The organism is Planctomycetota bacterium, assembly GCA_038746835.1.
In the GTDB taxonomy this organism is placed as follows: Bacteria; Planctomycetota; Phycisphaerae; order Tepidisphaerales; family Tepidisphaeraceae; genus JBCDKH01.
On sequence record JBCDKH010000042.1, the window covers coordinates 1 to 21,834 of the forward strand.

Sequence of the window (21,834 nt, forward strand, 5' to 3'; positions counted from 1 at the left end):
AGTCCGCGAGATCGACGTCGCCGTCTTGGTCGAAGTCGGCATCGACCCACGTGCCCGCCTCGCCGAAGCCTGCCCGCAGGATCCCGAAGTCGGCGAGGTCCACGTCGCCATCGAGATCGGCATCGCCAAAGAAGGCCGGCGTGACCAGGACTTCTGCCGCGTCGTGGGTGACAGCGAAGGCGACGCCGTCGACCAGCGGACCGGTGACGGTGTCGAACGTGCCATCGAGGCTCGTCGCGACGAGCAGACTGAGTGACTGGTACAGCTCGGCAGTCCCAGTGTCTGCGACGTTGAGGACCAGTTCGCCGCCGAGCGAGGCATCGCCGACGACGGTGAGCGGTGAATCGTCGAACAACTCGACCGTGCCACCGAGGGTGGCGTTACCGACGACGGTCCCGCGAAGCCGTGCGATGCCGCCCGGCACGACGACGAAGCCATCGACATCGGCCGCGAGCGACGGGTCGCCGACGATGATCCGCCCGCCGGTGTCGGTCTCGATGCGCCCGAGCGCGTTGACGGTCAGATCGAGCAGCTCCGCCCTGCCGCCATTGGTGGCGCGGAGCGTTGCGGCGGAACCGTCACTGAAGCCGACGAAGGCGTCGGCATCGAAGTCGACCAAAGAGCTCGGGCCGTCGACGTGAAGCAGACTGTCACCAGTGGTGAAGCTGTTGATGATGACTAGAAAGCCGTTGTCGCCCGTAGCGAAGACCCGGCCACCGTCATGAACGTTGAAGGTGGCCTGTTCATCTAAACCAAGACCGTCGGTAAAGACAGTCCCGCCTGTATCGACATTCATGGTCGACTGTCTTGTGCCATTTGCGTTCGGCACGCCGCCCATGACCAGAGCCCTCGCTCGAACTGTACCGGAGTCGCTGACATTAGCTTTGCCGTCGGTGCGAAACTCGTTAGTCAACAAAATCCAACGGTCTGCGACAAGTTGACTTCCCGAACCCCGAACATCGAAGAAGTTGGCTCCCTCCCAGAGAAAGATGTCGTCGGCTTCGACTCGCCCGCCATCAGCGACCGTGATCGCGGGCCGGTCCGACGGCGTGACATCGAAGTCCAACTCGTCTTCGATGAACTTGGCCGTCACGCGAGAGCCGGCACCACTGGCTTCGATGCGTCCGCCGTCTACAAGCTGCACGTCATTGGCTTCGAAAACGCCTCCAGTCCGGGCGGCCACACGCGACTTGATTCCGGCGATCAACAGCGGATCCTCGTCGTCAGTCACATGGACCGTCGCGCCGGTCTCGACGACCACGGTTGAGTCTCCCGACTCCTCGTTAGTGGTGACGGCCAGTTGTCGAAGCCATGAGGTCGACTGGCTGGAAAAGATGGCCTCAGCGTTTCCGGGGCCTTCAATCGGCCCTGACGCCCTGATGGCGTCGAGGGTCAAGTCAGCCGGTGTCGTGTCGGAGGCGAATGTCGTATCGAGTCCGTGGACGACGAGTCGACCGTTGCGACCGACCTCGCCAGTTGAGAAATCACTCGGACTGGGTGAGGTGAAGGAGGCTCCCGATTCGAAGCGCACTTCCGAGATGGCGTCGGATGCGTTCCACACCACAAAGCTGCCTTGCAGTTCGCCCCTATTCTTGACTTCCAACGACGAGGCGACCGGCCCAAACACGCCGGCTCGCGTTCTAAGAAAAGTGCCAAAGCCATCGACCGTTACCTGCCCTCCAGCGCCATCAAAGGGCTCGACGTTGAACGGTACGCCGACGACCAAACCATAATCGCTCAGAGATGGGGTAAATGAAGTCGTGACACGAGCGCCGTTGAGGATGTTCATTTCGGCAAAGGTCTGACGGCTGACGACAACGTTCCCATTGCCCACCTCCACGACCGTGCCAACTCCGGTGACGTCGAGGCGGGATCCGAAAGGGTTCGTGACGGTCGAGTCGATCTCCCCGACGCTAATCTGCCAACCGACTCGGTACGTTCCGGTCCCCGTCAGCGTTGCGTGCGTTGGGCTATCGAAGTCAAACAGACGCAGAGTGGACAACTCGACTGACTCGTTGCCCGAGGCTCCATCGGCGAATGGATCGATCGACCCAGCTGGCACGTAAGGATCCAGGTCGAGCGTGAAATCGCCCGCGGCGAAGTGCAACGCCGGCTCCGTGATCTCCACCTTCGGAATCATGCGGTCCGGCCCGTTTGTCACCTGCTGGACGAAGTCACCGAGGTGGACGCGCCACGGACCGGAGTAGCCGTAGCTGCTGGTCGTGCCGAGGAACACCGGGAACTCGTTCGTGTCGCTCGGCGTGACGTCGCCGACCCAGGTCTCGACGTCGGCGTAGGCGACGCGGCCGAGCTCCAAAGGCTCCAGGTTCGGGTCCGTCGAGCTGTGCCCGGCGAAGAATTGGCCAAAGGACGTCTGGCCGGAGGCCGGCGCACTCAGGACGAGGCTCGTTGCCACCAGCGCGGCCGCCTTGGAAATCGGAGATGCATTCACGCCTGGCAGATTGATGGTCGTTGAGCGGCGACGCAAGCGAATTCCGGTGCGAGCGAGAGGAACGGACAGAGTGAAGCAGCGCGATTGGGACCGTGCGGACGGCGTGATAGCGCAAAGAAAGTGAAAGCACGTGGGCGGGTCGGAAATTCGTTGACTTGTTCCAGTGCCCGGATAACCTGCGAATGAGACCACGTCGCAACTCGGCGACGGGCAGATGCACAACCCTTTCAGCCTCTGGAGAGAGACATGAAGATGCAGTTGATTTCGTCGTTCGCCGCCCTGGCCCTGGCCGTCCCCGCGACCGCGCAGGTCGTCACGCTCGATGTAGACCAGGACTACATGTCCAGCGGATTCTTCTTCGGCCCGGATTTCCTTCGTGGGCAGGAAGACAACAGCACTCGCGCGACCAACCGCGCAACCTCGAACCCCGTGTTCGGCGTCAATGGCGAGACCGCCTACTTCTCGTTCGACTTCGATCCGTCGGCCTTCTCCGGCCCGGTGCAGTCGGCGGTCTTCCGCTCGACGACCGTCGCGCCAGGCTTTGGCTTGCCGGAGGCTTCGGTTGGTGACCCTGCGGTGATCTCGCTGCACAGCCTCACTGCCGACCCGCTGGCCACGGTCGATCTTGCTGACGCATCGACGGTCTTTGCCTTCCGTGACGCTCAGATCACCACGTCGAGCATTGTCGCGACGGAGTCGATCACCAGCCTTGGCCTCGTCGAGTTCGATGTCACCGGCCTGATCAACACATGGATCGCCGACGCCGGCGCGACCTTCGACTTCACGATCGGCTCGAGCGCCCTGCTCGACCAGACTGAAGCTGCGGTGGCGTTCGTCAACTCGTCATTCACTGGCCTGCTGCCGACCGACGTCGCGCCGCAGCTCGTCATCACGGTTCCTGAGCCGGCAACGGCGTCGCTGGTCGCGGTGGCCGGGCTCATCGGCCTGCGTCGTCGACGTTGAGCCGGGTTCAGCTTCCCTTTCCTTGCAGTTTCTCCTCTCGTCTCGAAATGACCCACACGTTTCTCTCTGCAACCGCGGCTGTCGCACTTGGCACCGCTTCCGCCTCGGCCGTCTTTGTCGCGCCGTCAACATGGTCGGTTGGCGACGCCAACACGACGGCTCAGGAGTGGGATATCTTCACGAGCCCCATCGGGAACGCGCCCGATGTCCTTGACTCCAACGATCAAGGGCAAGCGACGGCCTTCGACGCCAACGCTCCAATGAACGGTTCGTTCATCACGGGCTCGGCCAGCATTTACACGTTCAGCGCCGAGGTGTTCCCGGCCGCCGATGTACCCGTGCCGACGCTCGCGGGTGGAACGACGACGTTCATCGTCCAGACCTCAACGTTCGGCTACGTGCCGGTCGCCGCAGATGTCACGGTGAGCGACGACTCGGACAACGTGTACCTGCCTGTTGAGCAAGTGCTATTGACCGAGGGCGACCGCCAGGGCGTCGAGCAGGCGTGGTACTTCCGATTCGAGGTTCCGTCCGATGTCGGCGAGTATCGCTTCCTAATGGAGGCGGCCTCGTCGTCGCTGGCGTTCGACCGGCTTCGGATCGACACCTTCACCGGTGCCGCTCCCGCGGCTGAGCCGCTTCCCGATGCGTTTGCCCTTCCGGGCGACGCAAATCTGGACGGCACGGTCGACCTGGCCGACTTTGGGATTCTGCGAGCGAACTTCGGCCTGTCGGCCGGGGACTTCCCGATCCCACAGTTCCGCCTGGCCGACTTCAATGGCGATGCGACGGTTGACCTAGCCGACTTCGGCATCCTTCGGGCCAACTTCGGCTCGTCGGCTCCGAGCGATGTCGCGGCGCTCGACGCTTGGTACGCTTCTGTCGTGCCTGAGCCGGCGACCGCATCGATCGTGTCGCTGGCAGGTCTTACCCTGCTTCGCCGCCGCCGCTGAAGGGACTCAGTTCGATGACTCGACGGATTGCTTCTGTCTTGTTTTTGACCGCTTCAGCGATTGCGTTCGCCGCACCGCAGGTGGCCTCGGCGGACGAGCGTTCACCTGCCGAATTGGCGAATGACACGTTCAAGAACCGTCTGGACGGATCGGAGCTCGTCAACTCCCTCCGTTCGGGCGGCTTCGTCATCTACTTCCGCCACGCCCAGACGGAAAAGGACTACGCCGATCAGGTGACCGCCGACGTCAACGACGGCAGCACCCAGCGCGTCCTGAGCGAAAAGGGCTGGCATCAGGCCAAGGGCATCGGTGAGGCGTTCCGTGCCCTCGGCATTCCCGTCGGCAATGTCATCAGCAGCGAGTACTTCCGTGCCTGGCAGACGGCAGACCTTGCCTTCGGCCGGTACGAGAAGAACGCCGCTCTCAACTTCTGGCCTGCCGAGGACTATACCGACGAGCAGATCCGAGTCGTCCGCGATCGGGTGTTGCCGCTCGTTGTTGCTGTGCCGGAAGATGGGCTCAACACGGTCATCGTCGGGCACGACGATCCGTTCGAGGCGATCTCCGGGATTTACCCCGATCCTCAAGGTGTCGCTTACGTACTGAAGCCGACGGGCACGACGTTCGAAGTGGTTGCTCGCTTGCCGAGCGAGCGATGGACCGAGTTAGCCATGGAGGTCGAATAATGAGACGCGGTTTTACACTGGTCGAACTTCTCGTCGTCATCGGGATCATCGCCCTGCTCGTTGGCATCCTGCTGCCAGTCCTTGGCAACGCCAGGGCTTCGGCCAGTCAGGTGCGGGCACTGAGCGATGTGCGTCAACTGCTCGTGGCACACCAGTTCTACCGGCTCGAGCACGAAGGGCGTGTGCCGCTTGCCTACCCGCCGGACGAGTTGGAGGGCGAGCCCTTCCAGACCGAGTTCGAGGGGTTCACCTGGGCTGGCCTGGAAGCCCGTCGTTACCCGATCCGGCTGGTCGCGTACCTCGAAGATGTCTGGGAGATCGTCTACAGCGGCCGCTACTTCCCTGATCCGGACAACCCGTCAGCCGTTTACGACCTCGGCGTCGCTCCGACCTACGGCATCAACGCAGTATTCGTCGGCGGCTCTGGCGACTTCCGCGAGCGAGGTTTCGTCAACCTTGGCAAGGCATCTTTCGACTTCTCAAGCAACTCGAAGTATATCGCCGGCGGCGGTCCGGATGGGCCGTCGTTCATGACGCCGAATGTTAATCGCCACGTCGTCTTCCGCGAGACAGAGGTCCGCGAGCCGTCGAGTCTGATCGTGTTCGCCGATGCGAAGCTGCGTGGCGGTCCGTTTTCCAGCGGCGACGGCTACAACAACGTTCACGGCCCGATTTCGAACGGCCAGCTCTGGGAGCTTGAGCCCGATCCAGAGGGTGGGCGAGACACCATCAAGGTGGTCGGCTTCCGAGCCATTGGCGTTCCCGAAGGCCGGTTCGGTAAAGGTGCCGCGGTTGGCTTTTTTGATGGACACGCCGAAAGCCGGTTCCCCGACGAGCTGACCGACATGCGGCTCTGGGCCAACTGGGCCGATTCCGAAACCTACGACTTTGTCCCCTGATAGACTGCACCCATGAAGCTCCCGCTCACCGTTTCGATTGCGACGCTCGCTGCCTTCACGCCTCTGGCACTCGCGGAGGCCGACAGCCACGCCGACGCCAAGACCAAGCTCGAAAAAGACCGCCAAGCCATCCTCGCGATGGCCGGCGAGTACAAGGTGAGTTTCCAATTCATGGAGACGGTTCCGCTGGTCGCCGGCTACGAGTTCTTCCCGCCCAAGACGTCCGGCGCGACCGAATTCGTCGAAGTCATTAGCGACGAGGGCAACGTCATCGACATGCAGCACGTGCTGGTCATGGGCAAGGGTGACGAGTCGATGGTCGTCAAGCACTGGCGTCAGGCGTGGGTCTACGAGGACTCGCACCTGACCACGTTCAAAGGCGACAACACTTGGGAAACGCGGGCACTCTCTGCGGAAGAGACCGCCGGCAAGTGGACGCAGTTCGTCTACCAGGTCGATGATTCGCCTCGCTACGAAGGCATCGGCGAGTGGACGCACGAGGGCGGCGTGAGTGCCTGGGAGAGCGAAGAGACGTGGCGTCCACTGCCCCGCCGCGAGCGGACGGTGCGCAGTGACTACCAAGTCATGGGCTGCGTCAACCGCCACACGCTCACGCCCACCGGCTGGGTGCACGAGCAGGACAACAGCAAGATCGTGCTCGCCGATGACGGCAGCATCGACAAGGTTCTGGTGCGTGAGGTCGGCCTGAACATCTACGACCGCATGGGCGAGGGCATCGCCGATGGCCAGACGCATGACTTCAGCGCCGGCCGCGAGTACTGGGACTCGACGTCCAGCTTCTGGGCCGATGTCCGCGAGGCGTGGTCCGACAAGCTCGACGTCGAAGGGACTGTCGCGCTGAAGAAGAAGGTCGACGACAAGACCCTGTGGCAGCACATGTTCATCTACGCCGCGGACATCGCCGATGGTGACACGGCGTACGACGAGGCGGAGGTCGAAGTCTTCATCACGGAAACGCTTGCCGCGTTTGACGCGACGCGTCAGCAGTCCGCCTCTGCCGCCGAGTGACGCGCGGCGCTGCTGACTGAAACAAGCGGACAACTTCGAACTGGTCTCCCGGCGTGGCTGCAGTTTCTGCAGCCACGCCGCTTCGTTGCCGTGGCGCGTCAGCGGACTCCTTGGCGGACTCGTCCAATCATCCCCAGCGAATGCAGTTCGAGCCACGCAGCGTCGCCCTCCTTATCGCGATCGGGCACGGCCTTCTCTTTGCGGGGTTGCTGCTGCGTGTGCGTCAGAATCGAGCAGCAAATCGGTATCTCGCGTTGCTGCTGGTGTTGGTCGCGGTCTCCCTCGTGCCGAGCACAATCGGTTTCGCCGGGGCGTACGACCGCTACCGCTGGCTGACGTTCCTGCCGACGAGCGTTGCCCTTGGCTTTGGACCGGCGATTTGGCTGTATGCGAGACGTCTGGTGCGTCGTGATGCAGATCGTGCCTGGCTGCATCTGCTGCCTCTCGCAGTGCAGTTGGGCTACTACACCGTCGCGTTCTGCTTGCCTTTGGACCTGAAACTGCAGTTTGCACGTTCCGTGCATTGGCCGTGGGTGCTGGACGTCGAACGGGTGCTCTCGGTCGTTTCGGGCATTGCGTACTGGATCGTGACATTTGCACTCGTGAGGCGGTATTCGGCTTGGGCTCCTTCGAGTGTGAGCGACAGCGCGAACTACGACCTCGGCTGGCTGCGGTGGTTCCTGATTCTCACAGCTGTTGGCTTCGCAACTTGGGCCGGCTTTCTCGCGTTCGACCTGCTCGTCCGTCGCCTGGGTTACGGAGCCTTCTTCTGGCTCGATCTGACGGCTGCCGTGCTGGCATACGCGTTTGCGCTTGCGGGTTACCACCGGTCCTCGCTCGCGTGGCCGCCAATGAACGCGTTGCCCGCTCCCGCCAATCACAACGAGGCGGCATCGGTCGACTGGTCGTCACGCGCTGCTGAGGTACGCCGTCGCGTGATTTCTGAGCAGTGGCACCTCGACCCCGACCTGACATTGGACGTCCTCGCCGAGCACCTCAGCACGAACACGTGGTCCCTGTCTCGGACGATCAACGAGGGGCTCGGCGTCAACTTCAACGACTTCATCAACGGCCTGCGTGTCGAGGCAGTCCAGCGACGGCTCGCCGATCCCGACGATTCGGCGACGATGCTGGACATTGCGTTCGCCTGCGGCTTCAACAGCAAAACGAGCTTCAACCGCTCCTTCCGCAAGCTCACGGGCAAGACGCCCAGCCAGTGGCGTCGTGACCAGGGTGTCGGAATCGAGGACACCGATCTGGCACGTGCCAGATCATGAAAATCGCGTCCCACACGCGAATTGGTGCGACTCAATGCGCCCGGGCGACATGATTCGGCCCATGCAATTCCTCGTCCCGCTGCTCTCCACGCTCGTCCTGGCGACCCACACGCTCGGCTACGAAGCCCGAGCCCTCGCACCCGATCAGGCTGCCGAAGACGTGCGAATCTTCCGCGCGTCGATCGAGCGTCTGCACGCCGGTTACGGCCGGTACACGAGTGCCGAGGCGATGGACGCGATGTTCGACGACCTCGAACGCGAAGCCGCCGACGGGATGACAGACATGGAGCTGTACCGCCGAACGTCACTGATTCTCTCGCGGATGCGGTGCGATCACACCAAAGCCGAGCTGCCGCAGGCAATCATCGACTATCGCAACGAGACACCGACGTACCTGCCCTTCACGTTCAAGCTCTTCGCCGGGCGGATGCATGTCGCCAATGCGGCCGAGGGATCGCCGCTGGAGCGTGGGGATGAGATCGTTTCGATCAACGGCAAACCGACTGGGCGGGTGCTTGCCGACGTGCAGCGGTACGTCAGCGTCGACGGCTTCACCGACTCGACTGCCCGCGTCGAGATGGAGTATTCGAGCGAGTACCTCGGCGATGCGGTCGACCACTTCTGGCCGTTTCTCTACGGCTGGCCGACCGAGTGGACGCTTGAAGTGCGCACTACGGCGGGCGACATGGAGACGCACACGCTGGCTCCGATCACCTACGGCGAGTATCGCGTCCTTGCGACGGGTGGTCGACGCTCGTTCAACTTCCCGGAGACGGTGACGTTCGACGTGATCGATGGCGAGACCGCGTCGCTGTCTATCGGGACGTTTGTCAACTATCGACAGCCGGTGGCCCCGGCAACCGTTTTCGATCCGATCTTCGACCAGATTGCCAAGAACGACATCGACCACCTGATCCTCGACCTTCGCAACTGCGGCGGCGGGTCCGACGATGTCCCGGCCACGCTGACCGCGTACCTCACCGACAGCCCGGTCCCGGTCGGAAAACGTCCGCCATGGGTGCGGGCCAAGCGGCTGGGCGACCTGGAGCCCTTTGTTCGCACGTGGGACAAGGCCGCGATGAATCTGCCTGAAGAGTTCTTCCGAGACGTCGGCAACGGTTACTTCGAGGTCAACGTTCCAGGCCAGGCTGCTGCGCCGGTCGAGGCCAAGACCAACCGCTTCGACGGCAGGCTGACCGTCCTCTCCAGCGCCGCCAACGCATCGGGCGCGACGATCCTGATCGCCCTGCTGCAGGAGCGTTACGGAGCAACCGTCGTCGGCCAACCCACCGGCGGGAGCGCCGAAGGCCCGACGGCCGGCATCATGCTGTTTGTCGATTTGCCGCACAGCGACGTCACGGTTCGTGTCCCGGTGATCCGTTCCTGGGTCAACGTCGACCACCCCGAGCCCGGCATGGGCGTGACGCCCGACATCGTGGTCGAGCCGACCTTCGACGACTGGCTTGCCGGCACCGACACGGTGCTCAATGCTGCGATCGCACTTCACGACAAGTGAGCCGGCCGATCAGTCGAACAGCGACTCGGGTCCCAACTCGACCGGATCGAGCAGCGAGGCGTCGTCGTTGCGAACCGCCCCGACACGCTTCGAGACGGGCCAGGTTTTGAATGTGGGAGCCGGAACCGCCAGAAGAATCTCGGCGGCGGTCTGGGCGGAGGCGGCTGGGTCTAGCCACGTCGACCACTGATCTTTCGGCACCACGACGGCCATGCGATGGTGCAGGTGCGCAATCTGGGCGTCCGCAGCTCGCGTGCAGACGGTGGCGGTGAGGAGTGGACGCCGTGTCGTCGGGTCGACCCACGATTCCCACAGGCCCGCGAACGTGAGCGGTGCGCCCGACTCGCCAGCGACGGCGTGCGGCTGCGTCTGGTTGCCCGGGCCGGTCAGCTTCTGCCACTCGTAAAAGCCGTCGGCCACGATGAGGCATCGTCGTCGTGCCAGTGCATCGCGAAAGCTCGGCTTCTCGCCAACCGTTTCGCTGCGCGCGTTGATCAGCTTCGCCGCGTGTTCATCGGTTCTGCTCCACGACGGCACCAGGCCCCATCGCATGCTGTCGAAGATCGGGCGATCGCCGTCATTGCGGATCGCGAGCAGCTGCTGCAGTGGCGCGATGTTGTACCGAGGCCGCTGCACCTCCTCGAACAGCTCGCCCTGCGTCGGCAAACCGACCGCCCAGCCGTTGCGGCCGATGAAGCCCTTGGGATCGCTCAGATACATCCGCCCGCACATGGGCGAGTCTAATGCCGCGACGTGACTGGCGATCGGACTTATCGTTCTGATGGCATGCTGCTGGGCGACTGCATCGACTTTCCGACGCCTTTCATGCAGGCCGGGCTTGCAGGGTACAGCGATCGGGCGATGCGGCTGGTCGCGCGGCGTCGCGGCTGCCCGTACGCCGTCACCGAGGCCATCCTCGACCGCGTCCTGCTCGGTGGCGGCAAGGGTTTAACCAACTCGATCGACGTCAACGACGAGGATCATCCAGTAGCCGGCCAAGTCATGGGCAGCGAGCCCGACGAGGTCGCCGCGGCCGGGGCGATCCTGGCGGACCACGGCTACGACGTCGTCGATCTGAACTTCGCGTGTCCGGTCAAGAAGGTGAAGAACAAGGCTCGCGGTGGGTGGATGCTCAAGGACGACGGCGTGGGCGTTGACGTCTTGCGGGCGACGCGCGATCGGCTGCCGGATCACCCGCTTTCGGTCTCGCTCCGCCGCGGCTTCGACGACTCGGCCGAGGCAGAAGATCGATTCTGGCGGCTCTGCGAAGCGGCCCATGACCTCGGCTACGTGGCGGTGCGTGTGCACGGTCGGACGGTCGAGCAGAAGTATGCGGGCCGGAGCCGAAGGCCGTTCCTTAAGGATGTGAAGCAGCGGTTTCCGGACTGGTTCGTCTGGGGCAGCGGCGACGTCTTCACCGCCGAGGACGCGGCCGACATGTTGAATGAGACCGGCGTCGACGGCGTCTGGATCGCGCGCGGGGCCATTGGCAACCCGTGGATCTTCCGCGACGCGGAGCGACTGCGGCAAGAGAAGCCGATCTCACCACCGACGATTGACGAACAGCGAGACGCCCTACTTGAGCACTTCGACGAGGCGGTGGCAATCCACGGCGAGTCGCTGGCCGGACGCCGGATGCGGAAGATCGGCATCAAGTACGCCCGTTTTCATCCACGGAGAGATGAGGTGAAGCAGGCCTTCATCGGCGTGAGGTCGCTGGCCGATTGGCGAGGTGTCGTGGGCGACTTCTACTCAGCCGGCGGCGAGGGCGTCTGGCCCGAGCGCGACGCAGTGGACGAGGTGAACGACGGAGGCTGCTCGTGAGACAGTTGGTCGATCCGACACCGCCACCCTCGCCGAGGCTGGCGGGACGCGTCTCTTTGGTCGTTTCGATCCTCGCAGCGATCGCGGCGCTGTACGGCTCATCCACCGACGCGGCGACGGTGAAGAAGGCGTTCCTTGTCGCGCTGCCGTTGGCATTGGTCGCCCTGCCGACGGGTGCGGCGGGACGCTCGACCTGGCCGGGGAAGGCGGGGCTGATTCTGGCGTCGCTCGTCCTGTTGGCCGGTGCTGCTGCGTTGGTGCTTCTAGTCCTTCGACTTCGCTGACCCATGTCGCACCGCCCTTCCCGCACGCCCGCTCGCAACCGGCTGGCCAAGCCGCTGCCGGAGCAGTGGCGTCAGTGGCTCGTCGATCAAGGCGTGCCCCGTCGCAAGTACACGGCCGTGCTTCGACTCGGGCTGCACGACGGCACCGTCATCGAGTCGGCCGTCGTGGAGGAAGGTTGGATCATCACGACGGATCTGGCCGATCTTCAGCACGACCAGTTCGACCGTGCGATCGACTTCGAGGTTGCGTTCATTCAAGCCGTCGAGATCGTGCAGATCGTTTAGCCGCGTCGCATTGTCGGCGGCTTATCTGTTTGGTGTCAGTTTGGTAATCTGCTAGGCTCTGGCAACCATGAGCCAAGACACCATGACCGTCGCGAATCGCCTCGTCGAACTCTGCCGGACCGGCGGATTCATGGAGGCCGTCGAGGAGCTCTATGCTGACGACGCCGTTCAGATCGAAGCGCTCGAGATGCCCGGGCCGATGCCAAAGGTCACCCAGGGCAAGGCAGCGCTCGTCGAGTCGCACAAGCAGTTCTCACAGAGCGTCGACGTGCACAACGTCGACGTCGGCGAGCCCTACCCGCACGAGGATCGCTTCATCGTGTCGATGGTCATGGACCACACCCCCAAGCAAGGCCCGATGGCTGGCAAACGCACCGAGGCCAAAGAGATGTGCCTCTACACCGTGAAGGACGGCGAGATCACTAAGGCCGAGTTCTTCTACGCGGAGTAACCGCGTTCCCTTCGCGTTAGGCTGCGGTCGTGAGGCCACGCTCGACACGTTGCATCGCATTTGCTCTGTCGAGCGTGATGCCCATTGTGGCCACCGGGTGTTTCACGCCGTCGGCGACGAAGTGCATCGTCAATGACGCGAGTCCGCTCTACAGGGAGCTGCGGATCGCCGAGTCGGCTGAGGGTGCGCTGCTCGCCGTGCCTTGCCGGATCACGCGCGTTCGTGTGCTGTCGCAGCGGAGTGATGTCGGGCGTCGCTTCGTCTATCTGCCGCTGACTGCTGAGAGTGAGCCGCCGAGTGATCTGCGGGTGACGCAGGACGAGGCGATCAGGCTCGCGGACGTCTCAGATGCGCAGCGGCTCGCCGGCGTGCACCGGGTGACACCGTCGCAAGCGGCCGCGGTTGGCAAGTTTCGTCAGAACGCCCGTGCGATTCGTGACGATGCCGCGTGGGCTGGCGCCGAACCGGTGGCCTCTCGCGCTGAGCTCTTGAACGACGACGTGGTCCTCGTCGCCTACGGCAAGCCCGGAAAGTCGCCCCCTACTGCACGACCAACGCACGCGTCCCCAAGAGCGGACTGGTCGACGTTCGACCACTTCATCCTGATGCCGACCACGTTCGAGACCACCGGCGGCGACAAAGTCGCTCGTGCGACCGTTGGGATCGCCGCGTGGCCAATCGCACTCGTAGGCGACGCTGCTGTCGTCGTAGCCGGCGCGGGTGTGACCGCGGGGCTCGTCGTCGCGGCGGTGCCGGTTTTCGCGGTCCGGGCCCTCTTGGACGAGCTGGACAATTGACGGCGCGACTCAGCTCGCCATTTTCGCCAGGTCTTCGACCTTGCGTTCGGTCAGGATCTCGACCGGCTCGTAAGCCTTGATCTTGCCGTCGGGGCCGATGACGACGGTGCCGCGGGCGGCGCAGTTGAAGGGCGTTTCGCCCGCGAACATGCCGTAGGCCTTGACCATCTCGCGGCTCGTGTCGCTCAGGAGCGGATACGGGATGTTGTTTTGCTTCTTGAACTCGGCGTGAGCGAACGGGTGGTCGCAGTTGACGCCGAACACCTTGGTGTCGTCGCTGCCGCCGGTGATCTCTGAGAGCTTCGGGCCGAAGCTGCAGTGCTCGTTAGTGCAGACCGGGCTGAAGTCCATCGGGTAGAAGAGCAACACGACGGTCTTGCCGGATAGATCGGAGAGCTTGACGGTCGACTGATCGTCGGCCATGAGTTCGAAGTCGGGGGCGGTGTCGCCGACGGAGAGGGCTTGGCTCATGGCACACCCTATTCTGCCTGCGTGAAGTACGGCCGGGTCAAACGCGAGCACGGACGGGTCCGCGGGCTCGACGACACGTGCGACGCGATCCTCAAGCACGGCCCGGGTGTCACACGCATCGTCCCCGGCCGCATCAAGCGACGTCGCGGCACAGGCCCAGCGAAGCTGACGGTGCAGTACGAAACCGAGAGCGGCATCAAGTGCATGTGGTCGATTTCGGGGACAGTCCAGGAGGTCTTCGTCGTCACCGGCACGCCGCACGAGACGCGGGCGTGGCTGGACACGTGGATCGACGAGCAGGGTCTCAAAGGGCAGAAAGCTTGAAGGAGGAAGCTTGAAGCTTGAAGAGGCCGTCGATGTGTTGATGGGTGGCGGGTTGGTCGCGCTCCCGACGGAGACGGTCTACGGGCTGGCGGCGGACGCGGGGAATGAACAGGCGGTGCGGGGGATCTTCGAGCTCAAGGGTCGGCCAGCGTCGAATCCGCTGATCGTGCACGTGGCCGACGTCGAGGCGGCCAGGCGGCTTGTCGTCGATTGGCCGACGTCGGCGGACGAGTTGGCTTCGCGACACTGGCCCGGGCCGCTCACCATCGTCCTGCCAAAGGCGTCGAGTGTTCCGGACATCGTCACGGCGGCCGGGCCGACGGTGGCCGTTCGCGTTCCGGACCATCCGATGACGCTCGACGTGCTCCGCCGACTGCACGCCCGCGGCGTCCTCGGCCTGGCGATGCCCTCGGCCAACCGCAGCGAGCACGTCTCGCCCACCACCGCGCAACACGTCCGCGACGAGTTCGGCGACGCGATCCCGATCCTCGACGGCGGCCCGTGCGACGTCGGCATCGAGTCGACCGTCGTCGACCTGACTGGCCGTGCCCCACACGTCCTCCGCCCCGGCTCGATCACGATCAACGCCTCACCACCACCACCCCACGCACCCGATCCACGCCGGGCCGCCAGGCCCGGATCCGACCAGCACCAACCGGCCCGCTCCCCAGGCCAACATCGTCGCCACTACGCGCCAAACCTCCCCGTCCGACTCATCGACGACGACCACCCTGCCCCATCCCGCCCGGTGCTCCTCATCACGCGTCGCACACACGGCATCCAGAACACCACACCGCTCCGCATCGCCGCGGGTGCCGTTGGTTACGCCTCCGAGCTCTACGCCGCCCTTCGCCGAGCGGAGAAGCTCGCTCGTGGAACAGACCTCGAACTGTGGATCGAAATGCCACCCGATGAACCTGAGTGGGCAGCCGTGCGCGATCGGCTGCGTCGGGCTGCGTCGAGGCTTGACTGAGCGCACGCTGACGCGGGCGGCTCACTCATGCAGTCGTGATTCAGATGACTGAAGCCTGTCTGAATTCCGGAACGAGGAGTCTCAAAACGGAGCAGCCTCGCCGGTGCGCCACCAGTCGTCTTCATCCTCATCGTCTTCGTCGTCTGCGAGTTCGTCTTCCTCGCGGCGGACGATGGAGGTGATGACGGTGGCAAACGTCTCGCCGACCAGGCCGAGGAGGCGGACGTGCTCGTCGTTGAGCGGCTCGTCGTCGCGTCGAAAGGCGAGGATCGTGCCGAGCGATTCGCCGAGATAGCGGCACGGGACGGCCACGAATGCGTGGTCCATCAGAGCCACCTGTTCCTCGTCGAGTGGGTCGATCTTGGGCAGGACCTCTTCGGGCGAGACGGTGACCGGCTTAGCTGAGACGCCGTTGGCGGCTCGGGGAATCACGTGATCTCGGAGCCAGTCGACCACGTCGTCGTCGCCGGGCACGGTGTGCTTCATGTAGGCCGCGAGCTCGGCCTCGCCAGCATCGTTGTCGAGGAAGATGGCGATGTTGCAGTCGCCGGCGTGACGAAGCGTCCAGTCCATCGCATGGCACAGCAGCTGTTCGAGATCGGCGGCGGAGTCGAAGAGCTTGCGCAGGTGCGACGTTTGCCGCACGTGCTCGACCTCGCGAGCGACGTCGCCGTAGCCGTCGATGAAGTCGTTGCAGAGCAGATCGACCCGCTGGCTGACGGTGCGTCTAGCGATGTTGAGCTGATGCACCGCCCGGCGAAGGCGCGCGAGCCGGTGCTCGCTGTGCTCGTCGACAGCTGCCTTCATCGCGGCATGCCGGAGTCGCTGGCGAAGCCGCGGAATGTCGGACAGCTTGCCGGGCAGGTAGTCGGCCGCGCCAGTCCGCACGGCGGCGATGGCTCGGTCGAGTGACGGTTCGGTATCGACGACGATCAGCGGAGCCGGCACTTGGTGGCCCGTGAGTGCACGCGTTCCCGAGGACTGGACCACCACGACGACGGCCGGGCCTTCGGTGTGATCGAGGATGCCGTGAAGCTCGGCCGCTTTGGTTTGGTCAACGCGATTGCCCGCATCGCCCAGGGCGTCACGGACACACCGAACGTCGGCCTCGGACGCGTTCACGATCAACCACTGCGTCTCGTGCAAGGCCTTGGCGACGACATGACGCGGCATGCGTCGGCGATCGCGACGACGGCGGGAAGGAGCAACAGCTTCGAGGAGTTCCGTCATCGCAAAGGTCCACGGCAACCGACGGTGTGTCGGCAGCCATGAACCGTGTCGAACGGAAACACCGATCGCTTAACGAGCGAAGTCACAATCGCACTGTTGTTCAGACCGTCCGGGAATCCGCTACCGGGGCGATAACTCAGCCGCGCGGCGCGTCGGGCGCGTTCGCAAACGTGCGCCCAACCGAGCCCGAGGGCTTGGACAGGGTCGGCGACAACGCTGCGGCCGACGTGCCGGCCGGACCGCTCTCGAGCACGCGATCCATCGCACGCTGGGCGAGACCGTCCGACGGGATCGGCGCCGGCATCGCGTCCAGGAGGCCGAGCAACTGCCCTGCCGCTTGGACACGAGGTGCTTCACCAGCGAGCGTCGCACCGTCCATGGTGCCGGCCCGGTCGAGAAGCGCATCCACCGCCTGAGCGTCTGACGCACCCAGAGCCAGCGCCTCAGGCTGCTTGCTCGTGTTCGTCTTGGACTCGTCCATCGTCGATCCTTTCTGTCGGCGCTCGCCGGGGCGGTGCAACGTACGTGCTACGACCACCCTGTCGCAACGTTCGGCAGGCTCAGAAATTCATCGGCCCGATACCCGGACATCCTGCAAACTCGGACGTGGCTAGTCGTCGTCTGTCGTCGCGTGGCCGTTGGAAGAGGCTGTTCCGTCGACGCCCAGGCCGTGCTCGTCGCGCCAGCCGTGGGCAAAGCTCGCCACAGCCGCGTGAAGGCGGCTCTTCACCGTGCCGAGCGGAATCTCCAAAATGTCGGCGATTTGCTTGTACGGGAACTGATGGAAGTAGCTGAGCATCAGGATCTCGCGGAGGTGATCGGGCATCTCGTCGACCACCTTGCGGACCTGCAGGCCGAGCTCCGTTCGACGCGCCGGCTCGTCGATCGGCGGGACGTCAGCGGCCATGAGGTCAATGAAGGTACCGCCCTCACCGTTGGCGCCGGGGCTGATCTGGGCGTCGAGCGGGCTTGCCGGGCGACGGGCCTGGCTTCGCATGAGGTCGCGAGCCTTGTTTGCCGCAATCGTGAACAGCCAGGGCCGGAATCGTCGCGACGGGTCGAAGCTGTGCCCGCTCTGGTGCACCTGCAGGAAGGCCTCTTGAAACACGTCCTCCGCAGCCGCCCTGTCGCCCAGGAACCGCGCCAGGAACGCGTACAGCTCGCGTTCGTAGCGACTGATGAGCCCGCGGAACGCTGCGTTGTCGCCGTTGAGATAGCGTTCTAGAAGTCGCTCGTCGCTGTCATCGCCGACATCGCTCGGTTTGGCGTTGGCGACGCCCGATGCGGGCGAACGCCTCGGTATCGCGAGGAGCATCGTGCTGGAGATGGACCCGCCTGAGTGCATCAGCGGCGACTATACGAAGCCCGACACCACGGTCGCCCCATAGATTGACGTGCGCGGAGAGCCGTCCCAATGGTTGCCAAAGCCCCCGATTTTCTCGGCGAAGCTCGACCCGGCGTCTTCGGTGCGTCGCTGGACGAACTGAAGTCCGCCTTCGCCTCTGCGGGGCAGCCGGCGTTTCGGGCGAAGCAGATTCGCAAGTGGGTCTTTGACCGTCACGTTGCCGAGCCGGAGGAGATGACGGACCTGCCGCGTGGCCTGCGTGAGCGACTTGGTGACGTGGTGGACCTCTCGAAGGGCGAGATCGTCGCGGATCAGGTCTCAAGCGACGGGACGCACAAACTGCTCATCGCCTGGCCCGACGGTGCCGAGGCCGAGTGCGTCATGATTCCGGACGGCGACCGTCGCACCGCCTGCGTTTCGTCGCAGGTCGGGTGCCCCGTCGGCTGCCGGTTCTGCGCGAGCGGCGTGGCGGGACTCAAGCAGAACCTGACCGCCGGCAGGATTCTGGAGCAGGTGTGGCACCTCAATCGGGCCATGCGGAGTCGCGGTGATCGTGTCGGCCGTGTGACGAACCTCGTCTTCATGGGCATGGGCGAGCCGCTCAGCAACTACGGCCCTGTCCTGTCGGCGACGCGTCGGTTGCACGACGACGACGGCTTTGGCATGGGGTGGCGACGGATCACGCTCAGCACGGTCGGTGTGCCGAAGCGGATGCGACAGCTCGCCGACGAGCAAGTGCCGATCAATCTCGCCCTGTCGCTCCACGCCCCCGAAGAGCACCTACGCCGCGAGATCATCCCGTGGGCTGATCACTTCGAGCTCGGCGATATCCTCGACGCGTGCCGGCACTACTTCGAGGCCACCGGGCGCGAGGTGACGTTCGAGTACATTCTGCTGGCAGGCGTGAACGACGAGCCGCACCACGCGAAGCGGCTCGCTGCCATCTGCCGCAACGGCGGGTTCAAGGTGAACGTGAACCTGCTCCGGTACAACGAAGTCGAGGGCCTGCCCTACCGCCGGCCAAGCGGCGATCGGGTGATGCGGTTCCAGCAGCTGTTGCGGGATCAGAACGTGAACGCCCACGTCCGCAAAAGCCGCGGGCGCGACATCGATGCGGCGTGCGGTCAGCTTCGCCGCAAAAAAACGGCTGCCGACGTGCCGGAGCTCGTGCAGCTTGAGTCTGCCTGAATGGTGATGCTGCGACGCGACTATGAGCGTCACGCGAGAGAAGCCGAACCCGGGATTTGAACCCGGAACCCCTGCTTTACGAAAGCAGTGCTCTGCCGTTGAGCTAGTTCGGCGGCGGCTGGCATGGTTCGCGATCGGTGGGCTTGTGTCAACCGTGGCAATGGACCCACGTGCGACCGCGACCTACTCTCCCAATCCGCCCGTCGGCCGTCCGGCGTGGCACGCCACTGACCCGCTACGAGAGCCTGTACAGCCCATGCCAAAGCCGCGCCGCCGCCGAAAGATCGGATCGAAGAAGCGTAAAGCCCGCCGCGATCGTCGCAAGAAGTAGTCGATCCAGCACCGCTGTCGGAGCGTGACGCTCCTAGCGCGGGCGGTGCGCGATCCGACCGGGAGGACGATGCAAACCGACAGCCCCCTCATCGAGGCCGACGCTTCTCAGGAAGGGTCGGCCTTGTTCTTCAACCGCGAGCTGAGCTGGCTCGACTTCAACGAGCGTGTCCTCGAGCTGGCGGAAGACGAGCGACACCCGCTGCTGGAGCGCGTGCGGTTCCTGGCCATCTTCGCCAGTAACCTCGACGAGTTCTTCATGAAACGCGTCGGCGGGCTGCAGCGTCAGCGTGCCGCCCGCGTCACAAGCCGCACGATCGACGGCCTGTCGCCTGATGAGCAGCTGACGCTCATTCACCAGAAGGTGCCGAAGCTCGTCGCACGGCAGATGCGGTGCTGGTTCGAGTCGATCCATCCCGGGCTGAAGCAGCACGGCATCCGCATCTGCCGCTGGGCGGAACTGGACGACGCGGACCGAGTGCACGCTCGGCAGTTTTTCCACGAGCAGGTCTTCCCGATCCTCACGCCGCTCGCGGTCGATCCCGGGCATCCGTTCCCGTTCATCAGCAACCTCAGCAAGTCGCTCGGAGTATCTCTGGAGCATCCGACGACCGGCGAGCAGAGCTTCGTCCGCGTGAAGCTACCCGAGAACCTCCCGCGGTGGGTTCGGCTTCCACCCAATCACGAGGCGGACGACCGGTTTGTCAGCCTCGAGAACGTGATCAGCGGCAATCTGGAGCCGCTGTTCCCGGGAATGAAGATCCTGGAGACGCACCTCTTCCGTGTCACCCGCAACGCCGACGTCGAGGCCGACGAGGAGGACGCAGACGACCTCTTGAGCGTGGTCGAGCAAGAGCTTCGGCAGCGACGCATGGCCCGCGTGGTCCGGCTGGAAACGCCCGACACGATGGGCGAAGAAATGCGCGACAAGATCCGCCGTGCGCTCCACGTGGCGGAAGAGGACACTTACGTCATCGAGGGTCCGATCGACATGGACGATCTCATGTCGTTGGCGGACCTGGAGCGACCCGAGCTGCTGTTCGAGACGTGGAAGCCGACGGTGCCGCCCCGCTTCAGCGACGAAGACGCCGACGTCTTCAGCGTGATCCGCGCGGGCGACGTGTTGGTCCACCATCCGTACGAGAGTTTCACGGCGAGCGTCGAACGATTCGTCCTGGAGGCGGCGGAGGATCCGGCGGTGCTGGCGATCAAGATGACGCTGTATCGCACGAGTCGCGAGAGCGCCTTCGTCGAAGCACTCATCCGCGCTGCGGAGGAAGGCAAGCAGGTTGCCGTGCTCGTCGAGCTCAAGGCGCGGTTCGACGAGCAGCGGAACGTCCGGATCGCCCAGCGTCTGGAGAAGGCAGGCGTCCACGTCGTTTACGGCATCCTCGGGTACAAGACGCACACCAAGCTCGCCATGGCTGTGCGGCAGGAAGGTGATCGTCTTCGCACGTACGTCCACGTCGGGACAGGCAACTACAACCCGCGTACTGCCGCGCTCTACACGGACATCGGGCTGTTCACGTGTGACGACGCGCTCGTGGGCGACGTGATCGAGCTGTTTCACACACTCACCGGCCGAAGTGCGTCTCGCACGTACCGCAAGCTGCTCGTCGCGCCGACGAACATGCGTGATCGGTTTCTGGAGCACATCCGGATCGAGATCGACCATGCGAACGCCGGAAAGCCCGCACGGATCACGGCCAAGATGAACCAGCTTCAGGACGAGAAGATCATCCGGGCTCTGTACGGCGCGTCACAGGCAGGCGTGAAGATCGACCTGGTCGTCCGCGGCTTCTGCTGCCTCCGGCCGGGTGTACCGGGGCTGAGCGAGAACATTCGCGTCGTCAGCATTCTGGGTCGATTCCTGGAACACAGCCGCGTGTTCCGTTTCGACAACGACGGCGACCCGGTCCACCTGATCGGGAGTGCGGACTGGATGGTCCGCAACCTCGACTATCGCGTCGAGGCCGTTGCGCCGGTCGAAGACGCGACGGCCAAGCGTCGACTCGATGAGCTACTCGACTTGTCTATGGACGCCAGCGAACACGCTTGGCACCTCGGCCCCGACGGCACGTGGACGTCTGTCGAAAACGACACCGACGATCACCCCGCCGGTGGCGAGCTGCAGGAAACGCTCATGCGTCGCACCGTCGAAGGGCAGAGGACGCATCGGCGTCGCTGACGCAGAATTTGCAACCTCTTCCCTGATGGGTAAGCGGTGAGCGCCAGCAAACCTCACGGGAAGTGCACGAGGTTCGCTACCGCTCACCGCGAAGCAGAGACAGCTGCTGTGAACAGGCGCGTCAGCTGGTCCGGTCGACCAGCACTGAGACGTGTGCGTGGATCATCCAAGCTGCGAGCACTCCGCGAGCCGTCCAAAGGATCGTCCGGAGCCAGTTGGACGTCGCGAGTCGACGCGCGAGTTCCGGGTCATAAGCCGACGCGAGTCGATTGTGCATCGGCACCTGCCACAGGGCCGTGCTGAGCCAGAGGGCAATGACCAGGATCAGTCCGATGATCGGCATCCACATGTCGACGCCGATGGGCCGCC

General features: G+C 64.3%; 23 protein-coding genes and 1 tRNA gene. 16 read left to right on the forward strand and 8 right to left on the reverse strand.

The genetic code is table 11. From position 1 onward, the window contains the following. On the reverse strand, window positions 1-2,452 hold a 2,452-nt coding region (locus AAGI46_06255; GenBank protein ID MEM1011807.1), incomplete at its 3' end, for a hypothetical protein. Between the two features lie 246 nt (window positions 2,453-2,698). Here AAGI46_06255 and AAGI46_06260 point away from each other — a divergent pair. The 7 genes from AAGI46_06260 (at window position 2,699) to AAGI46_06290 (ending at window position 9,775) form a co-directional block, all read left to right on the forward strand. Then, window positions 2,699-3,415, forward strand: a complete 717-nt coding sequence (locus tag AAGI46_06260; GenBank protein ID MEM1011808.1) for a hypothetical protein — start codon at window positions 2,699-2,701, stop codon at window positions 3,413-3,415. A gap of 47 nt (window positions 3,416-3,462) precedes the next feature. Next, window positions 3,463-4,368, forward strand: coding sequence for a hypothetical protein (locus AAGI46_06265; GenBank protein ID MEM1011809.1), 906 nt, complete (start codon window positions 3,463-3,465; stop codon window positions 4,366-4,368). Between the two features lie 14 nt (window positions 4,369-4,382). After that, entirely contained in the window at window positions 4,383-5,054 is a 672-nt protein-coding gene (locus AAGI46_06270) for a histidine phosphatase family protein (GenBank protein ID MEM1011810.1), read from the forward strand. After that, window positions 5,054-5,953, forward strand: a complete 900-nt coding sequence (locus AAGI46_06275) for a type II secretion system protein (GenBank protein MEM1011811.1) — start codon at window positions 5,054-5,056, stop codon at window positions 5,951-5,953. The genes AAGI46_06270 and AAGI46_06275 overlap by 1 nt, the downstream gene beginning before the upstream one ends. 12 nt (window positions 5,954-5,965) lie before the next feature. After that, the gene (locus tag AAGI46_06280) at window positions 5,966-6,982 is read left to right on the forward strand and encodes a DUF6607 family protein (protein MEM1011812.1); all 1,017 of its coding nucleotides are present in this window, start codon (window positions 5,966-5,968) and stop codon (window positions 6,980-6,982) included. A 140-nt stretch (window positions 6,983-7,122) separates the two neighbouring features. Beyond that, the gene (locus AAGI46_06285; protein MEM1011813.1) at window positions 7,123-8,259 is read left to right on the forward strand and encodes an AraC family transcriptional regulator; all 1,137 of its coding nucleotides are present in this window, start codon (window positions 7,123-7,125) and stop codon (window positions 8,257-8,259) included. A 61-nt stretch (window positions 8,260-8,320) separates the two neighbouring features. After that, the gene (locus tag AAGI46_06290) at window positions 8,321-9,775 is read left to right on the forward strand and encodes a S41 family peptidase (GenBank protein MEM1011814.1); all 1,455 of its coding nucleotides are present in this window, start codon (window positions 8,321-8,323) and stop codon (window positions 9,773-9,775) included. Window positions 9,776-9,784: 9 nt separating this feature from the next. Here the strand turns inward: AAGI46_06290 and AAGI46_06295 are convergent, their stop codons facing one another. Further along, entirely contained in the window at window positions 9,785-10,507 is a 723-nt protein-coding gene (locus AAGI46_06295) for an SOS response-associated peptidase (protein MEM1011815.1), read from the reverse strand. Between the two features lie 54 nt (window positions 10,508-10,561). On the opposite strand from AAGI46_06295, the gene AAGI46_06300 reads away from it, so the two are divergent. The 5 genes from AAGI46_06300 (at window position 10,562) to AAGI46_06320 (ending at window position 13,416) form a co-directional block, all read left to right on the forward strand. Further along, window positions 10,562-11,599: a tRNA-dihydrouridine synthase family protein gene (locus AAGI46_06300; protein MEM1011816.1), complete on the forward strand. Its 1,038-nt coding sequence runs from the start codon at window positions 10,562-10,564 to the stop codon at window positions 11,597-11,599. Further along, window positions 11,596-11,883: a hypothetical protein gene (locus tag AAGI46_06305; protein MEM1011817.1), complete on the forward strand. Its 288-nt coding sequence runs from the start codon at window positions 11,596-11,598 to the stop codon at window positions 11,881-11,883. The genes AAGI46_06300 and AAGI46_06305 overlap by 4 nt, the downstream gene beginning before the upstream one ends. 3 nt (window positions 11,884-11,886) lie before the next feature. Beyond that, window positions 11,887-12,168 carry a hypothetical protein gene (locus AAGI46_06310; GenBank protein ID MEM1011818.1) on the forward strand — a complete coding sequence of 94 codons (282 nt, stop codon included), beginning with the start codon at window positions 11,887-11,889 and terminating at the stop codon, window positions 12,166-12,168. A 67-nt stretch (window positions 12,169-12,235) separates the two neighbouring features. Next, window positions 12,236-12,619 carry a nuclear transport factor 2 family protein gene (locus AAGI46_06315; protein ID MEM1011819.1) on the forward strand — a complete coding sequence of 128 codons (384 nt, stop codon included), beginning with the start codon at window positions 12,236-12,238 and terminating at the stop codon, window positions 12,617-12,619. Between the two features lie 77 nt (window positions 12,620-12,696). Next, window positions 12,697-13,416, forward strand: coding sequence for a hypothetical protein (locus AAGI46_06320; protein MEM1011820.1), 720 nt, complete (start codon window positions 12,697-12,699; stop codon window positions 13,414-13,416). A 9-nt stretch (window positions 13,417-13,425) separates the two neighbouring features. Here AAGI46_06320 and AAGI46_06325 read toward each other — a convergent pair whose 3' ends face one another. After that, complete coding sequence (locus AAGI46_06325) at window positions 13,426-13,887, reverse strand: peroxiredoxin (protein ID MEM1011821.1); 462 nt, start codon at window positions 13,885-13,887, stop codon at window positions 13,426-13,428. Window positions 13,888-13,908: 21 nt separating this feature from the next. Here AAGI46_06325 and AAGI46_06330 point away from each other — a divergent pair, with 21 nt between their 5' ends. Together AAGI46_06330 and AAGI46_06335 are read left to right on the forward strand one after the other, a co-directional pair. Then, the gene (locus AAGI46_06330; protein ID MEM1011822.1) at window positions 13,909-14,211 is read left to right on the forward strand and encodes a DUF2103 domain-containing protein; all 303 of its coding nucleotides are present in this window, start codon (window positions 13,909-13,911) and stop codon (window positions 14,209-14,211) included. 10 nt (window positions 14,212-14,221) lie between these two features. After that, complete coding sequence (locus AAGI46_06335; protein MEM1011823.1) at window positions 14,222-15,184, forward strand: L-threonylcarbamoyladenylate synthase; 963 nt, start codon at window positions 14,222-14,224, stop codon at window positions 15,182-15,184. An 81-nt stretch (window positions 15,185-15,265) separates the two neighbouring features. On the opposite strand, the gene AAGI46_06340 is transcribed toward AAGI46_06335, so the two are convergent. The 3 genes from AAGI46_06340 to AAGI46_06350 form a co-directional block, all read right to left on the reverse strand. Beyond that, on the reverse strand, window positions 15,266-16,357 hold the full coding sequence (locus tag AAGI46_06340; protein MEM1011824.1) for a hypothetical protein: 1,092 nt from the start codon (window positions 16,355-16,357) through the stop codon (window positions 15,266-15,268). Between the two features lie 193 nt (window positions 16,358-16,550). Further along, window positions 16,551-16,895 carry a hypothetical protein gene (locus AAGI46_06345; protein MEM1011825.1) on the reverse strand — a complete coding sequence of 115 codons (345 nt, stop codon included), beginning with the start codon at window positions 16,893-16,895 and terminating at the stop codon, window positions 16,551-16,553. Window positions 16,896-17,024: 129 nt separating this feature from the next. Further along, on the reverse strand, window positions 17,025-17,759 hold the full coding sequence (locus tag AAGI46_06350) for an RNA polymerase sigma factor (protein ID MEM1011826.1): 735 nt from the start codon (window positions 17,757-17,759) through the stop codon (window positions 17,025-17,027). A 69-nt stretch (window positions 17,760-17,828) separates the two neighbouring features. Here AAGI46_06350 and rlmN point away from each other — a divergent pair, with 69 nt between their 5' ends. Beyond that, window positions 17,829-18,947, forward strand: a complete 1,119-nt coding sequence (gene rlmN, locus AAGI46_06355) for a 23S rRNA (adenine(2503)-C(2))-methyltransferase RlmN (protein ID MEM1011827.1) — start codon at window positions 17,829-17,831, stop codon at window positions 18,945-18,947. A 41-nt stretch (window positions 18,948-18,988) separates the two neighbouring features. Here rlmN and AAGI46_06360 read toward each other — a convergent pair. Then, window positions 18,989-19,060 (reverse strand) — tRNA-Thr (locus AAGI46_06360). Window positions 19,061-19,347: 287 nt separating this feature from the next. On the opposite strand from AAGI46_06360, the gene ppk1 reads away from it, so the two are divergent. Next, window positions 19,348-21,465, forward strand: coding sequence for a polyphosphate kinase 1 (gene ppk1 / locus AAGI46_06365; GenBank protein MEM1011828.1), 2,118 nt, complete (start codon window positions 19,348-19,350; stop codon window positions 21,463-21,465). Window positions 21,466-21,586: 121 nt separating this feature from the next. Here ppk1 and AAGI46_06370 read toward each other — a convergent pair. After that, window positions 21,587-21,834 (reverse strand): hypothetical protein (locus tag AAGI46_06370; protein ID MEM1011829.1); only part of this gene is annotated, 248 nt, incomplete at its 5' end.

Excerpts from the sequence above, each read along its gene's own strand:
- AAGI46_06260 (MEM1011808.1), top strand. The coding sequence starts at position 2,699 with ATGAAGATGCAGTTGATTTCGTCGTTCGCCGCCCTGGCCCTGGCCGTC.
- AAGI46_06265 (MEM1011809.1), top strand. The coding sequence starts at position 3,463 with ATGACCCACACGTTTCTCTCTGCAACCGCGGCTGTCGCACTTGGCACC.
- AAGI46_06270 (MEM1011810.1), top strand. The coding sequence starts at position 4,383 with ATGACTCGACGGATTGCTTCTGTCTTGTTTTTGACCGCTTCAGCGATT.
- AAGI46_06275 (MEM1011811.1), top strand. The coding sequence starts at position 5,054 with ATGAGACGCGGTTTTACACTGGTCGAACTTCTCGTCGTCATCGGGATC.
- AAGI46_06280 (MEM1011812.1), top strand. The coding sequence starts at position 5,966 with ATGAAGCTCCCGCTCACCGTTTCGATTGCGACGCTCGCTGCCTTCACG.
- AAGI46_06285 (MEM1011813.1), top strand. The coding sequence starts at position 7,123 with ATGCAGTTCGAGCCACGCAGCGTCGCCCTCCTTATCGCGATCGGGCAC.
- AAGI46_06290 (MEM1011814.1), top strand. The coding sequence starts at position 8,321 with ATGCAATTCCTCGTCCCGCTGCTCTCCACGCTCGTCCTGGCGACCCAC.
- AAGI46_06295 (MEM1011815.1), bottom strand. The coding sequence starts at position 10,507 with ATGTGCGGGCGGATGTATCTGAGCGATCCCAAGGGCTTCATCGGCCGC.
- AAGI46_06300 (MEM1011816.1), top strand. The coding sequence starts at position 10,562 with ATGCTGCTGGGCGACTGCATCGACTTTCCGACGCCTTTCATGCAGGCC.
- AAGI46_06310 (MEM1011818.1), top strand. The coding sequence starts at position 11,887 with ATGTCGCACCGCCCTTCCCGCACGCCCGCTCGCAACCGGCTGGCCAAG.
- AAGI46_06315 (MEM1011819.1), top strand. The coding sequence starts at position 12,236 with ATGAGCCAAGACACCATGACCGTCGCGAATCGCCTCGTCGAACTCTGC.
- AAGI46_06320 (MEM1011820.1), top strand. The coding sequence starts at position 12,697 with ATGCCCATTGTGGCCACCGGGTGTTTCACGCCGTCGGCGACGAAGTGC.
- AAGI46_06325 (MEM1011821.1), bottom strand. The coding sequence starts at position 13,887 with ATGAGCCAAGCCCTCTCCGTCGGCGACACCGCCCCCGACTTCGAACTC.
- AAGI46_06340 (MEM1011824.1), bottom strand. The coding sequence starts at position 16,357 with ATGCCGCGTCATGTCGTCGCCAAGGCCTTGCACGAGACGCAGTGGTTG.
- AAGI46_06345 (MEM1011825.1), bottom strand. The coding sequence starts at position 16,895 with ATGGACGAGTCCAAGACGAACACGAGCAAGCAGCCTGAGGCGCTGGCT.
- AAGI46_06350 (MEM1011826.1), bottom strand. The coding sequence starts at position 17,759 with ATGCACTCAGGCGGGTCCATCTCCAGCACGATGCTCCTCGCGATACCG.
- rlmN (MEM1011827.1), top strand. The coding sequence starts at position 17,829 with ATGGTTGCCAAAGCCCCCGATTTTCTCGGCGAAGCTCGACCCGGCGTC.
- ppk1 (MEM1011828.1), top strand. The coding sequence starts at position 19,348 with ATGCAAACCGACAGCCCCCTCATCGAGGCCGACGCTTCTCAGGAAGGG.